At 44.4% G+C, this 14,466-nt stretch carries 13 protein-coding genes; 5 read left to right on the forward strand and 8 right to left on the reverse strand.

Annotated elements, in window-relative coordinates; genetic code table 11:
- The 3 genes from ACFVSO_RS20870 to sigZ form a co-directional block, all read right to left on the reverse strand.
- Positions 1-2,249: DUF4073 domain-containing protein (locus tag ACFVSO_RS20870; protein ID WP_387477119.1), on the reverse strand; the 2,249-nt coding region annotated here is incomplete at its 3' end.
- Positions 2,250-2,517: 268 nt separating this feature from the next.
- Positions 2,518-2,763 (reverse strand): DUF6442 family protein, encoded by a 246-nt coding sequence (locus ACFVSO_RS20875; protein ID WP_387477121.1) that lies wholly within the window; start codon positions 2,761-2,763, stop codon positions 2,518-2,520.
- A 259-nt stretch (positions 2,764-3,022) separates the two neighbouring features.
- The gene (sigZ, locus tag ACFVSO_RS20880; RefSeq protein WP_387477123.1) at positions 3,023-3,580 is read right to left on the reverse strand and encodes an RNA polymerase sigma factor SigZ; all 558 of its coding nucleotides are present in this window, start codon (positions 3,578-3,580) and stop codon (positions 3,023-3,025) included.
- Positions 3,581-3,697: 117 nt separating this feature from the next.
- Between sigZ and ACFVSO_RS20885 the strand changes: the two genes are divergently transcribed.
- The 3 genes from ACFVSO_RS20885 to ACFVSO_RS20895 all read left to right on the forward strand — a co-directional run bounded on the left by ACFVSO_RS20885 (position 3,698) and on the right by ACFVSO_RS20895 (position 5,882).
- Positions 3,698-4,723, forward strand: a complete 1,026-nt coding sequence (locus ACFVSO_RS20885; RefSeq protein ID WP_387477125.1) for an aldo/keto reductase — start codon at positions 3,698-3,700, stop codon at positions 4,721-4,723.
- Between the two features lie 216 nt (positions 4,724-4,939).
- On the forward strand, positions 4,940-5,197 hold the full coding sequence (locus ACFVSO_RS20890; protein WP_387477127.1) for a hypothetical protein: 258 nt from the start codon (positions 4,940-4,942) through the stop codon (positions 5,195-5,197).
- Positions 5,198-5,438: 241 nt separating this feature from the next.
- Positions 5,439-5,882 carry a hypothetical protein gene (locus tag ACFVSO_RS20895; protein ID WP_387477129.1) on the forward strand — a complete coding sequence of 148 codons (444 nt, stop codon included), beginning with the start codon at positions 5,439-5,441 and terminating at the stop codon, positions 5,880-5,882.
- Positions 5,883-6,442: 560 nt separating this feature from the next.
- On the opposite strand, the gene ACFVSO_RS20900 is transcribed toward ACFVSO_RS20895, so the two are convergent.
- Positions 6,443-7,243, reverse strand: coding sequence for an AAC(3) family N-acetyltransferase (locus ACFVSO_RS20900; protein ID WP_387477131.1), 801 nt, complete (start codon positions 7,241-7,243; stop codon positions 6,443-6,445).
- Between the two features lie 297 nt (positions 7,244-7,540).
- Here ACFVSO_RS20900 and ACFVSO_RS20905 point away from each other — a divergent pair, with 297 nt between their 5' ends.
- Entirely contained in the window at positions 7,541-8,542 is a 1,002-nt protein-coding gene (locus ACFVSO_RS20905; protein WP_387477133.1) for a VanZ family protein, read from the forward strand.
- On the opposite strand, the gene ACFVSO_RS20910 is transcribed toward ACFVSO_RS20905, so the two are convergent.
- The 4 genes from ACFVSO_RS20910 to ACFVSO_RS20925 all read right to left on the reverse strand — a co-directional run bounded on the left by ACFVSO_RS20910 (position 8,539) and on the right by ACFVSO_RS20925 (position 12,795).
- Positions 8,539-9,513 (reverse strand): YndJ family transporter, encoded by a 975-nt coding sequence (locus ACFVSO_RS20910; protein WP_387477135.1) that lies wholly within the window; start codon positions 9,511-9,513, stop codon positions 8,539-8,541. The two genes, ACFVSO_RS20905 and ACFVSO_RS20910, sit on opposite strands and share 4 nt — an antisense overlap.
- 241 nt (positions 9,514-9,754) lie before the next feature.
- Positions 9,755-11,092 carry an MFS transporter gene (locus tag ACFVSO_RS20915; protein WP_387477137.1) on the reverse strand — a complete coding sequence of 446 codons (1,338 nt, stop codon included), beginning with the start codon at positions 11,090-11,092 and terminating at the stop codon, positions 9,755-9,757.
- Between the two features lie 30 nt (positions 11,093-11,122).
- The gene (gene deoD, locus ACFVSO_RS20920; RefSeq protein ID WP_387477139.1) at positions 11,123-11,839 is read right to left on the reverse strand and encodes a purine-nucleoside phosphorylase; all 717 of its coding nucleotides are present in this window, start codon (positions 11,837-11,839) and stop codon (positions 11,123-11,125) included.
- 212 nt (positions 11,840-12,051) lie between these two features.
- The gene (locus tag ACFVSO_RS20925; protein ID WP_387477141.1) at positions 12,052-12,795 is read right to left on the reverse strand and encodes a GntR family transcriptional regulator; all 744 of its coding nucleotides are present in this window, start codon (positions 12,793-12,795) and stop codon (positions 12,052-12,054) included.
- Between the two features lie 276 nt (positions 12,796-13,071).
- Between ACFVSO_RS20925 and ACFVSO_RS20930 the strand changes: the two genes are divergently transcribed.
- Positions 13,072-14,358 carry a DUF1963 domain-containing protein gene (locus tag ACFVSO_RS20930; protein WP_387477143.1) on the forward strand — a complete coding sequence of 429 codons (1,287 nt, stop codon included), beginning with the start codon at positions 13,072-13,074 and terminating at the stop codon, positions 14,356-14,358.
- The last annotated feature ends 108 nt before the right edge of the window (positions 14,359-14,466 follow it).

Genomic DNA, 14,466 nt, shown 5'->3' on the forward strand with positions numbered 1-14,466 from the left:
CGTGCTGGCGGATTCGTGGTGAACGTCAGCGTCGTGGCTGCGCCTGCCGGCGTCCCCGTCGCGGTATCTGCTGCTACCCGTACCAGCACGGTGTGGTTACCAGCCAAGTTCGGCGCATTCGTACCGTCGTACTTCACATAGCTGCCGCCGTCGATCTGAAACTCCATCGTCGTGTCTAGACCCACGATGACGTTAGCTGCATCGTCGGCGGTTACATTCGGTGCTGCCGGCGCTGGCGGATTCGTGGTGAATGTCAGCGTCGTGGCTGCGCCTGCCGGCGTCCCCGTCGCGGTATCTGCTGCTACCCGTACCAGCACGGTGTGGTCACCGGACAAGTTCGGCGCATTCGTACTGTCATACTTTACATAGCTGCCGCCATCGATCTGAAACTCCATCGTGGTATCTAGCCCTACGATGATGTTAGCCGCATCATCTGCGGTTACGTTCGGTGCAGAAGGTGCTGGAAGATTTGCAACCTTCCATTGAATTCGTTGGTTGCCTGTATCTACAGCACTAACTTTGCCGCTTGGATCAATGGCTATATCTGTCGGATTGTTAAACTGACCTTCTCCATGGCCTGTGCTGCCCCACTGGTCAACATATGCTCCATCAACGGTGAAGCTCTGAATCCGGTCATTATTGCTATCAGCTACGTAGACCTGACCATGGCTGTCGATTGCAATGCCTTGAGGATGATCCAATTGACCGTTATCATGGCCAAGGCTCCCCCATTGACCAAGAAAGCTGCCACCTCGATCGAATTTCTGAATACGATGATTGCCGCTATCCGTGATATAGATATGATCGTTACTATCGATCGCTATTCCGGAGGGGGACTCGAACTGGCCATTACCTCCACCTTGACTTCCCCATTGACTGACATAGTTTCCATCGGCATCAAATCTTTGAATACGGTGGTTGCCGCTATCCACCACATAGACATCTCCATTCGTATTAACCGCTATGCCTGTAGGGGCAACGAACAGGCCATCTCCGGAACCCTGTCCTCCCCATTGACTAGTATAGGTTCCAACTGCATTAAATTTCTGAATGCGATGGTTGCCGGTATCCGTTACGTAGACATGGCCTGCGCTGTTAATCGCTACATTGGATGGGTGATCCAACTCACCATTCCCATTTCCTCTGTTGCCCCAGCCTGCGAGATAGGCTCCACTAGAATCGAATTTTTGGATCTGATGACTTCCCCTCTCGATTACATAGACACTACCGTTGCTATCGAACGCAATCCCATTCGGATCGTTAAACCGGACAATAGCGCTGGCACTGTTCAGGATGGCGAGGGATTCTCCATTCGGATCAAGTATTTGCAATCGGTTGTTCGAAGCTTCTGTCACATAGATGTTGCCATTGGGATCTATTGTTACACTATTGGGGAAACTTAATTGTCCGCTGCCGGTGCCAAAGCTCCCCCATTGGTCCATATAGATGCCATTCGAGTCAAACTTCTGAATCCGATTATTTTGGGCATCCGTTACATAAACATGGCCGTTACTGTCAGCTTCGATTGAAAAGGGATATCTAAACTGCCCATTTCCGGTGCCCATGCTTCCCCATTGCGTAATATAAGTACCGTCCGAAGTGAATTTTTGTACTCGATGGTTTTCACTCTCTGCTGTATATACATTACCGGCCTGGTCGACCGCTATGCCGTAAATCAAATTGAACTGCCCATTTCCGGTGCCAAAGCTTCCCCATTGGGTGATAAAGTTCCCATTGGAATCGAACATTTGCATTCGATAGTTATCCCTATCCGCTACATAAATATTGCCGTTGTAGTCAATCGCTAAATTAACCGGAGCGCGGAACTGTCCATTACCAGTGCCAAACGCGCCCCACTCGGTAAGATAATTTCCATTCGAATCAAATTTTTGAATCCGGTTATTACCGCGATCCGCCACGTAAACATTGTCATTCTTATCAATTGCGATCCCACTAGGGAAATTAAACATGCCTTCTCTACTGCCGTAGCCCCCCCAATCGTTCAGGTACATTCCATTACGATCTACCTTAACAATTCGATTGTTTATTGAATCTGCAATGTATACATTTCCTTCTTTGTCTATCGTTGAATCGACTGGACGATCAAAAGTATAGTGTTTTTTAGGAATCCATGGAATAAAATCGCTCGCTTCACTTGCGACAACAACCGGGACTGCGTTCAGCAGCAGCGCCATGACTAGTATGAAATGAAACAAAATTCTCCTGTGACGACTCCTGTGTTTCATCATCGTTCTTATATCATCCTTTCTATTCTAATTCGTTGAACGAAGTAGCATTCTCTGATCAATTAAAAGCCTTGGCGTGGATGCAGAAAGTGTGAAAAATCCATGTGACCGCGTATAGGATATTCGTTCATCCGCTACATCTTATCATTTCACACGTGGACGGAACTTCGCCTCTATCTGAACATCTTAAGGGAATTTCAGCAAATAATAGTCCTACTAAAGTAGTACGCAGCAAAAAAGGGCAGAAATATGCCAATGACTCTAAATTTTATTACATCTCTTTAAAGCGCTTGAATCGGTAATCAGTGCCATATCCAAGAATAAACAAATAGGCACAAACCAATAGCAATACCATTGTTAAATCTAAATCCATTAAGGCCCATGCTGTAATTAAGGCTCCAAACACAAAAACCATCATGTCATACGCTTTCGCTTTTGCCCGATTAACGATTGCCATATTACGCTCATCTTTCTTCTCAATCTCTAGCTGCTTTGCTGCGGCGGGATTATGCTTCATCGCGTATCGTCATAATTGGAATCTCCACCTTGTCATTTTAATAAAAAACAAAAAAACAACCCGGCTACAAGTAGCGGGGTTGTCTCTAGCAATGCTAGCGAAGCCGTTCTCTGAAATTACATTACTGGATATATTATGCCAACCCTTTTTCTATGCGGCAATAGCTTTTACTTTGTTGAATTTTTCGCCGATAGATCCGTTAGGCCAAACCGTATCACAAATAGAGCAAAATAAATATAGCTCTTATACGGATTGGAAATTAATCGGACTTCTTCTTTGGTTTCGGTTCATCATGAATGACGGAGTATTCTACGATATTCCCGTAATGATCGGCTTCGATAGTGCAGCAGCTTGTCATCATCTCTTTTACTAGCTCGCGGCCTCGCTGCACTCTGGATTTCGCTCCCGAATAAGAGATATTCAGATGTTCGCTTAACTGCTTCTGCGACATGCCCTGCAGCTCGGAAAGCTCAAGCGCCTCCCGATATTTATCAGGCATGCGAGTCAGGATGCTCATCATCCCTTCAGCGGCCTCCGAATTACAATCTGCGACTGGTTCTTCTTCGACAATGGTCACGTTATCCAGAAGTGCCACCGTCTTTTTTTCCTTCCGGAAATGATCAACGATGCTATTTCTTGCGATTTGAAAAATCCACGCTCGTCTCTTTTCCTCATCCTGTAGACGGGCCATCCCTTCATAAGCTTTCATAAAAGTCATCTGCACAATGTCTTCGGTATCAGCGTGATGATTCGTTTTATGCAAAACGAAATTCCGGACGTGCTCATGGTGTTCATTCCATAATTGCTCTAAATTCATCGGTGCGGTCCCCCACTCAACGAAAGTTTATTCAAAAAATGTTTCTCTTATTTGCGTCCATTCCGATTTGACTTCGTCTCCATTAATGTAAACCAAATAATGGAGGGAGTAAAGACGATGAAATACAACTTGCTTGGCAATACGGGAGTGCTGGTATCAGAGATAGGATTGGGAACAATGACATTCGGCGGCGGTGAGAAGTGGGGTGTTTTCGGCGGCCTGGGCGAAAAGGAAGCGGGCATTCTGGTCGATCAAGCGATGGAGGCCGGTGTGAATTTTTTCGATACGGCCAATGTATACTCGGACGGACAATCGGAAGAAATTCTCGGCAAGGCTCTGAAGAACAAAAGGCATCAAGCTTTGATCGCAACGAAAGTCAGAGGACGCACGGGATCTGGTCCGAACGAGCTCGGATTATCTCGCTTGCATATCATTGGGCAAGTGGAAGCAAGCTTGAAGAGGCTCGGAACGGATTATATCGATCTGTATCAAGTCCATAACCCCGATCAATTAACGGACTGGGAAGAAACGCTCCGGGCTCTCGACGATCTGGTTCGGAGCGGGAAAGTTCGCTATATCGGCAATTCTAATATGACCGGGTGGAACATCATGAAAACTCGGGGTCTCTCGCAGCTTCACGGACTTCACGCTTTCAAGAGCAGCCAATCTTACTACTCTCTCGCCGCGCGCGAGATCGAACGGGAAATCATCCCGGTACTTCAGGATCAAAATATGGGTTTAATCGTCTGGAGTCCGCTTTCCGGGGGCTTCCTGTCTGGTAAATACACGCGGGATAATCCGGGCAATGACAACGACCGGCATGCGAACGTTCCGTTTCCTCCGGTCGACAAGGATAAAGTATTTCCGATTATCGACACGCTTCAGGATATTGCGGCAGTACGCGAGACGACGGTGGCTAGAATCGCTCTTGCTTGGGTGCTGAATCAGAAGGCCGTAACGAGTGTCGTTATTGGCGCAAAACGACCCGATCAACTACAGGAAAACCTTGCGGCAAGCGGGATTACTCTAACAAGCGATGAACTGCTCAGACTGGATGAGGTCAGCCGCATCCCGATCGAGTACCCGGCATGGCCATTCTTGGAGAGCGATGATTCGATCGTGAGGAAGCATGCGAAATACTAAACTAAAGGCAAGACCAAAGAGTTCATCGTAAGATGAGCTCTTTTTTGCTGCTTACCTAAATACAATACTTGGGATTTTGCTCTATAGGTGTTACGCTTAGCCTTATCATAAGCGATGGCGATAATTTGGGTGACAAGAAGGATATAGGGATCTGTAGGAGTTATGGATGGGGCACGATTAGGGTATATCGAGTTTTTTTATTGGGCGGAGTCAAGAATGAAACGTAAGTATGCTGATCTGTCTCATTGGTCAATTAAACCCGCGAAAAAATATACACAATTATATATAGATGAATTAGATTTTAAAGGACATATTTGCTTGATGAAATTTGAAAACGTAAAGAGTCCAATAACCTTTCGGATAGGACAAAATTATGAGCTCATCATTATGGATGATCAATATACATGGCTTCAACATATTCCGGAAAGAGATTATGAAACACTCAAAGCGATGATATGGAATCCTACAAGGTGAATGGAGCAAGGAAATACGAGAGTGAGAAATGAAGTTAATGTCCATTAATATGTTAATGCGATTGTACGCGTTTATATCGGACCACTCTATCGTGATGGAAGCGGGATTGCTAGCATTACAACAACTGGTCTACGGAATGCTAAGGAGCGGGCTAAGAGCTCGACATTTGTTGATGCAATAGATACATGGGAGTTAGGCTGGAGAGATTTAACTCCAGTACTGAATACTTTGGAGGGGAAACATGAAAAAGCGGAACATACGCTATTTGTTAGTCATTTTACTATTCACGTCAGTTTTAACCTTTTATTTAATCACAGCAAACACGACATTTCAAAATGAAGTTACAGATCATTTGAATATTGACGAAATTAGTCAATTCAATGTGATAAAAGTAAATGGAGAAGAAGCAGACACTATTTATGTATCGGAACAAAATCAAATTAATTCTGTCCTTACAGATCTATCAAATCTAGATCTAAGAAAAGTTTTTTCTATTAAGCGCGACAACTCGGAATGGTATGTATTAATGATTGGGGTTAACGGAAAAATTCGTTATACCATTAACATCTATGGTAAAAAATACATATCAATAACAGATCACGCTTCAACTAATAGTACTGGAAGTAATAAATATAAGATTTCTAGCGACTTTGATGTGAAAACGTTACAGGATCTATTTAAATAAATATAAAAATCACCATATAACCGTAATAACACACAGAAGGACGCTAGACAAGCGATCCTCCTGTGCGTTGTTTTTTTGTTCTATCATAAATCCGGATAATACTCGAGCGATTCCGGCAAAGAGTGCGCCGCCGGACTTGAGGGAAAAAACCGCAATTGTAGCAGCTCCATCTAGAATAGACATAGCGTATAAGAGCGCTTGATCATTCGGGTTAGCAATCCCTTTATCGAGTGCGATAATTTGAGCTTAGAGGACTTTGTTTGCTGAATCTTTATTGAGTACCATTGCTGCAGATCGCCACACTCGCGCTTCCGGAGAGTACCAGGAGTGTGAGTTGAAGCATCGAGCTGCCGTTGGATATCGTGTCCGACTGCAGATCGTCCGCTCGGAACGTCCGGAGTCAACCAGCGGTGCGGGCTGTGCTCCACGAAGTAGTTGACCGTCGTGACCAGTTGCAGATCAGTAAGACTGGTCGTCCGGCTAGTAGCGCTTTGTCTGATTTACTGTTGGCAATCCATACACGAAGCTATTATGGATATAGAGTTGTGGAATAAAGCCTGCTAGACCTGCATCCTATTGCGCTCCATCCATGCCGTGGCCCAGTCGACCAGCGGTCGTTGTTCCAAGAAGCGCACATCGGCGTTTCCTACTTTATGAATCTTCACGTTTTTTTCGTTATCGTATTGCTGCCCTAATTGAATGAAATCTTCGTCATCCACAGCTTGGGTCTTGTAAGTCACCCATTCGCGTATGCCGTTAATCTTCATGGCGCTGCTTTCCTCGGAGAACTTCTTGCCAGGGAAATTGGCCCTTGTTTCCGCCAAGTGCAGCGACGTGTTTTTGTCGTAGCCGACGCCAACCAAAAGCACGTAACCGTTTAGCTGGTACAGCTTATCGAGCGGGGAGCCTTCTCCAAAAATATTGCTTAAATCATGATTTTCCGTTATATATGACGCATGCTTGCCCACTGCGGCTATGGAACGCGCAGGGTGGTCGGACCTCTTGGCTCCCGGCCAATTGCGAAGCATCTCGGCTACGACACCCATACCGATTGCGGGGGTAACCTCTTTATCATAAGCGGGCCAGTGTTCTCTAATGGCAGGCCACCACTCTACGGGTTCTTCCCAGTGCACGCCTTTAGACGGGTCGAGATTCTTCCACGTTTGGGATGGCATGACCAGGGTTCCGTCTGCTCCGACGATTTCAAGAAGGGATCGAATCAACGTCTCGGCTCCGCCTACAACAAAACCAAGCTTGCTTAACGAAGTATGGACCATGACGGTTTGTCCTTCCATCAGTCCGCATGTTTTGAATTGTTCTATGAGGTCTTCTTTGGTGAGGATAGCTCTTGTTTCGGTCATAATCAGAATCTCCTCTTTTCATTTTAATGAAAACAAAAAACAACCCGGCTACAAGTAGCGGGGTTGTCTCTAGCAAGGCTAGCGAAGCAGTGCCCTAAAATTTCATTACTAACTATATTGTACCAGCCCTTTTTCTATGCGGCAATCATTAGGGAAAAATAAGAGTTGATTAACACATATTTAATTTTTGTTCTCTAAAATGGTATCGTAAGTATGTAAACTGTACTCAAAGTAGCTACGGTTCAAAAATGAATTAGACGTCCATTTGCAGTTTTGCGGAAAAGAAAGGATGTAATTATGTATCAAGGAAAGTTACGAAAAATCACCATTATACTGTTAGCATTATATACCGTTTTGACCTTATATTTTTTGTATATAGGTTTTAACCGAGCTTCCTTTCTTGAAGATTCTAGCATGCGATATAGTTTAATACCTGAAGGGATACCGTTACACTTTCCAATGGGACGGAGCTTTCAGCTTTGGTTTTTTGAGTTGGGCAACTTTGTAGCCTTTATCCCCTTTGGAATTGTTATCCCACTTCTGTTTCGTTGCCGCTTCATTCGATTTATAACTTTATTTATTCTGTCCATTACGATTGTTGAAATCATACAAATGCTTTCTCGTTTAGGCTCCTTTGATATTGATGATATCATCATTAATACATTAGGGGCGGCGGTAGGATTTGGGGCACAGCGGTTGGTGCGCCGTGATCGAGATAACTTCAAAGGGATCTGCCGAATCTTCTTAACAGCCATTGTACTTGCGATTGGAGTCATTGCTATTGCTGGTGGCATCAATCATTATTTAGAAAAGGGAGGCGGCGAAGTCGTAGCCCTGAATCAACTCGCATTAAAAGATGGGGCTGTACTGTGGGATGAAACCCTTTCAAGTTTCACTTCCGTTCAAAAAAAGGTTGAGCCTCAGATCAATGTATACAGTAGAAACAATACAAGAACTAATGAGTTTACGTATCTTTTAAATGGGAAATATACAAGAATGGCAGGCTATGCCGCAATACCGGATGATGTAATCAACGCAGCAAGCGATGGGAGAAGTGACATCATTTTTATTGCGGATGGCATAGAGATTTATTCATTAGGTTTATCAGCCGAAAGCGGATTGAATCAGGACACCTTTCAAATCCCCTTAAATGGAGTAAATGAAATTACCATTAAATTAATGAATGATGACCCAAACCCGGCTACAAATGCCGTGATGTGGGACGTTACTCTTACAGAAGTAAACACGGGACAAATGATTATAAATCGTATGAAAGAAAAACTAAAAACGTTATTCTAAGGGTAAAAAGGCAAACGATTTTTCTTAATAGAATCTGCCATGTACACCCATCCGATCAGCCCGCATAAAACAAATCCAAACGCATGCAGCGCTCCGTAAATCGGAATGAAATCGAGTATGGTTAAGGAATACATGTTTTTCAGTAACGGATAGAAAATGGATAGGACAATAACCGAATAAAAAGCTATGCAAGAAAGGACTAAAAAGAAGGTTGCCTTATGGTGTAGAGAGTTTCTCCTTAAGTATGCAAGGAGATAAGTGGTGTAAATTACAATATTACAGGCGAACATAGTGACGCCAATGTACTCAATCGGCTTGGAGAAAATCATACCGATAGCGATCAGAATGGGTCCGATGATATCGATGGCTACGACCCAGGGATACCAGTTTTTTTTCGTCATAATCCGTCCCAGCACACCAATAAAAATCGGAACGATAGCAGATGAAAAATGAAAGTGGACTGAGCTTAACGCGTGCGTTGCAGGATTAGCTTGGAAGAGGTTAACTTGATACTGATATAAGGTGAACCAAATGCCTCCTATAAAGAAATAAACGAGCCCCGCGCCAATCGCTATTTCCGCTGTTTTTCCCTTATGAATCACAATAGTGGTCAAGCCATAAATGCAAAGCAGCAATGTGAACAGCAGCCACCCAAGGGAGAGAGTCCCTGGTATTGCGGTGCTTCCTAACCCCCACATTTTACTGCTCATTACGGAGGCTAAGGTAAGAAGCGCTGCGGGAAATTGAAGCAGCTTAATAACAGCATAGATCTTCCTTTGATGTGCATTCTTTTCGTCATGGTTCAAAAGTAAAATCACAAGAGGTACAATGACGAAGGCTGCAAACAGCAGAAATTTTTCAACAAGCTCGAATTGGAAGTAATCCAGATAAAATATAAGGATTGTCATGATTCCACCGGGAATCGCTGGGCCGATCAATGATTTCATCATTTTCCTCAAGAAACTATTCATGGTGAGTCCTTTCTAACTGCGCTTGGCGTAATCCCTGCCTGCATCCGTTTGTGAAGCTTGCTTTATTGTAGATAGTTGGGTCTCTGTTTAGTAGTTTAACACTTTTTTTGTAGAAAGACCCGTTAAGCTGAACCGTATCATAAGTGATGGCTTCAAGAGAACGCCTTCAAAAGGAGAAAATATAAAACGCCCAAAACATCTCCAAAGAGGAAGTGTTTTGGGCGTTTTAAGCTAAAGGTATTTATTTGGACTCAGTGAGTCGGCCTACAAGCAGCCCGTACATCAATAGAGCGAACAAGGCAACGCCAGCAAGGATCCACAACACCGTTCCAAAAGATACTACATCCATAAGAGACGCGGTATAGGTGATGCCGATAGAAGCCGCTACATTCAACACCAGGTTGTAGAATCCAATGGCTGTTCCTGACTTCTCTGCAGGAATGGAGCGTACACAGGAATCAAGCATAGGCGCGTACATGAATGCGAATGACCCCGAGAACAGCAGCATGGAGATCACATATACAGGAACCGAGCCCCCAGCAAGGCCAGGCAAGGCCAGACTGCATGCGATTAATCCCATAGCAATAGAAACCGCTTGCTTATTGGACAATACTTTTGCTATCTTGCCAGACAGTGATCCGACGATGATCGCCGTTACATAACCAGGTATCAACAGCAGTGAGATCGTGTCGAGCTGCAGATCATACATCTTTTGAAGCAGGAAAGGGAAAATAAAGATGTAGCCCAACTGAACGGTATAAATCACAAAAGCGATGGCAAGAACAGCTGCAAACCGTTTGTTTTGGAAGAAGGAAATCCCGATGAACGCCTTCTTACTCTTGCTGATATAGCCAAGGAATAGTGCTGCTGTGACAACGAAGCTCACAATAAAGATCCAGTTGAAATCCGTCAAATACATCAACACTGAAGTCGTAATGGCGGATATGAGAATAAGGCCGATAAGATCAACATGACTCTTCCGGGATTGCTCCTTCGGCAAATATTTCAGAATGAAGGGAAGCAGGATCAACGACAGCAGCGGAATTAAGAATAACGTTGTCCAACTTAAATAGGTGGACACGAATCCCCCTGTAAGGGAACCGATAACAAGAGAAAGCGAATAGCTGCTTGTGCTGAGGCCCAGGAACTTTTTCTGTTCTTCTTTGGGCAGGTGTTTCATTACATAGATTACGTATAAAGTTTCAGCCGCGGCCAGACCAGCAGTCTGGATCATACGAGCAATAACAATGATTAGATAAGAGTCTTGAAAAATATACCCGATAATCGAACCAATGCAGATTAAGATAATCCCTGCAACCAGCAGCTTTCTGATACTGATGGTGTCGGCCAAAGAGGCATAGATGACCGCGCCGATGCCAATTACAAGTCCCGCTAACGAGGCTTGCAAGCTAACCATAGTTGCCGAGATTCCCAGATCATCGCCTATAGCTACTGAAACCAGCTTGAAGGAGTTATCGATGATTAAGGCAAAGACGAAAAAGAGCAGAATGACAGGGACGGCCCTTTTCGCTTGAAAGGATGGGGTAGTTTGTGGTGCTTGTTCAGTTATTGTAGCCATTCGCCACATTCCCTTCTTGGAATCAGATGATTAAGCAAGTTCCAGTGCAATTTCCATCATTTTAGTGAAAGCAGTCTGTCTCTCTTCAGTAGTCGTGGATTCATGTCTGAAGATATGATCGCTAATCGTCAAGATGCACAGTGCGTTAACGCCGGCTTGAGCTGCGTTCATATACAGTCCTGCAGATTCCATCTCAGCGCATAGAATGCCCATCTCGCTCCATCTCTTCAGCGCAGTTTGATCCGCATTATAGAAGATGTCACTGGAGAGCACATTACCTACATGAACCTTCTGCCCCTGCGCATCCGCGATCTTCTTAGCTTTTTCCAGCAGCTCGAACGATGCCGTAATCGAATAGTGGCCTGGGAGATTGTATTGATGTCCGTAATTGGAATCGGTTGCAGAACCCATTGCAAAAACAATGTCATACAGATTCAAATGATCTTGAATCGCCCCAGCGGAACCAATTCGAATGAGATTTTTAACGCCGAATACATGAATCAGCTCCCATGAATACAAGCTCATGCTCGGAGTTCCCATACCAGTTCCCATTACGGAAATTTTTCTGCCCTTGAACGTTCCTGTGTAGCCCAGCATACCGCGGACATTATTGAACTGGACGGCATTCTCCAAATAGTTCTCTGCAATAAACTGCGCTCTTAGGGGATCGCCCGGCAATAGAATCGTTTCGGCGATTTCTACGCCTCCAGGTTTAATATGCGGTGTTTCTTTATGGGATGTGCTCATGTCAAATCTCCTTTTCCTAACAAATTGGTATAGTTGTATAGAAAGTTGTCTAATTGGTACATGGATAAAGTACCACATATCGCCGTCCCTTATCAACACATTTTTTCTGGAGGAATTTCCCGTATTTTATCCCTTAAGCCAATCTCCTATGCAAAAAGGGCAGTGGTCTCTCCTTTGGATGGAGAAACCACTGCCCTGCATGGCAATACGTTCTAATTTTTCGAAGCATTGACCACAATCTGGCTAAATTCTTTGGGAATATAATATTTATTGTATACCACAGGGTACTGTTCATTGACATATAGACTTTCCAACAGCAAGTCACAACCCTCGCCGGCATCAAGTTTATATTTTTGAGATGAGGTATTCATCACCGTGGAATGTTTGACCTCCACCGTTGCAGAGTTAGCCAGCGCATATACCTTATTCTCAAGCATGTCTAATAGTTGTTCTTCATTTTGGAGGTCCAGGTTCAATTCTGTTGCTGCTTCAATGGCCATAAAGGTAAACCCGTAAGCCACCGCCTGTCCTTTGCTCATATACCAACGCTCAATGGCTACCACAGCCGTGGCTTTTCTCTTCAAGACCTCTTTCGTGTAGTCACTCTCCAAGTCCAGTCTGAACTGAATGTCGACATGGTCAATGTCCTCTGTATGGCACTTATTAATGGGGTTCCCGATTTTCTCCAGCCCATCATTTCGCTGCACCATTCGAGATCGGGTTACAAAGTTCCCTTTACCATGAATACTCGTCACTAGCCCGTCATCCTGCAATAGAGCTAATGCTTGTCTTAACGTCATTCTGCTGACGTCGAACATTTTGGCAAGCTCAGGTTCAGTAGGCAATTGGCCATTGGAGGGGAACACGCCACTCATGATCTTTTTGAAAAGTTCATCGTATACGGTAAGGTATAGCGGTTTTTTGGCTTTGGGCAGATGTCCCGGCTTTATATCCATCGGTTCACACACACCTATTCTCTTAATTCATCAGTTAGAGCATATTATAGCACACCTGTAATCGTTGAGTTGGGGCGGATCTTGCTGCCAAAGGTTGATTTTCCTTTAATATGAAGAAAGGGAAACTGCTCAGCGATGTGTAATTAGAGAATGAAGAGTTTAAAGGAGTTACAAGTTTTGAAGATGTGAATTGGGATCCTCCTAGGACCTGTTAAGCTGAGCCGTATCATAAATAAGGGATAGAGAATTTTTCATAGATGGGAGAGGATTTTTTCGATGAGTGAACGTGTGGCCTGCCAAAACTCCGGTTGTTCTGCAACTATTCTTCCTACAACTGCTTTAAAGACTGGCGGAACTTGTATGCCATGTTATCAGAAGAAGCTTGCATTGGAGAAGGAGGCATATATCTTACAAAATCGGAAAGATGTTGATTGGTATAAAGGTATAATTGATCCAGTTGAGGTTCTTAAAATCATGCATACACCTCGGAAATATAACCCGCTTGTGAGAGAACTACCTTACCATAAAAGCGCACAGGAACTATATCATCAACTGACTAAAGCTGATTGCGAGCGACTGGAAACATACGCGATTTCGTTGATTGATCAAGAAGACTTTGACCAAGCCGAGACTATCCTGCTGTCACTGGTATGTTTTACAGATGCTCGAATCGAGAGGGCATTACATGCCTTCTTTCACAAAGGAATGTATTATCCTGGCATCCTTTACAAGGAAGCGAGTCCAGCTATCCGCGATGAACTAATTCATCTGGTGGAGCGAGATCCAGCTAACCGTAATCATCTGTTGCTGGCATTAGCTTGGATAGGTGATGAAGTGGTTGTACGATTGTTCGCAAAATGGAAGAAAGGTCCGCCTGTATGGGCATCAAATCTTTATGTCCCTCCAGAGAATTATGCTCATGAAGCTGGTTGGGAATTAGATCAAGATGGCCAGAAACGGCTGCTTTTCCACCTCGAGAGCTATAATTTTGAAGTATATGGGGAAAAGATCGGTGGATCAGAGCCTGTAAATGCGGCGGCGGTAGTGGCCCTGCAACCGGATGACCAATGTTGTCCATGGTGTCAAAGTAAGCTAAGGGTGTTGATTGATTGTCATTTACAGGATCCATTAGTTCGGTTTTTGAAGCTTTCGGGGGAGCGGTTAAGGATTGCGGCCTGCATACATTGTAACTGCTATGGTACAGTGTTCACGAAAGTGGAGTTGGATGGCAGCTATTCGTGGAGTGAATTTAATACCGTTCCTGAATTTTTGCCAGAAACAGAGCTGGATGAAGGTCTGCCATTGCGTACCATGCGAATATCGGGTCGATCGATAGGAACCTACGAAGGAGCCTGTTGGACACTAGAGGCACCCACCTCTCAGATCGGCGGTCATCCCGCCTGGATTCAGGATGCGGAATATCCCGCATGCCCTTGCTGTTCAGAGACTATGGAGTTTATTGGGCAAATAGATATGGAACAAGCAGCGGACAGTGAGGGGATTTATTATGCTTTTCTATGTAGGGCTTGTCTAATTGCTGCGGTAAATTACCAGCAGACATGATGAACTTTGGCAAGAAAGCTTATGGTACTAGAAATGGCCATCCCGCAAAGGATGCACGTAGAATTTGAGATCAAGTTCATACCATTGAAAATGAACATGCAGGAGCTG

The sequence above is a fragment of the Paenibacillus sp. NPDC057967 genome, from assembly GCF_042887015.1.
Classification (GTDB): Bacteria; Bacillota; Bacilli; order Paenibacillales; family Paenibacillaceae; genus Pristimantibacillus.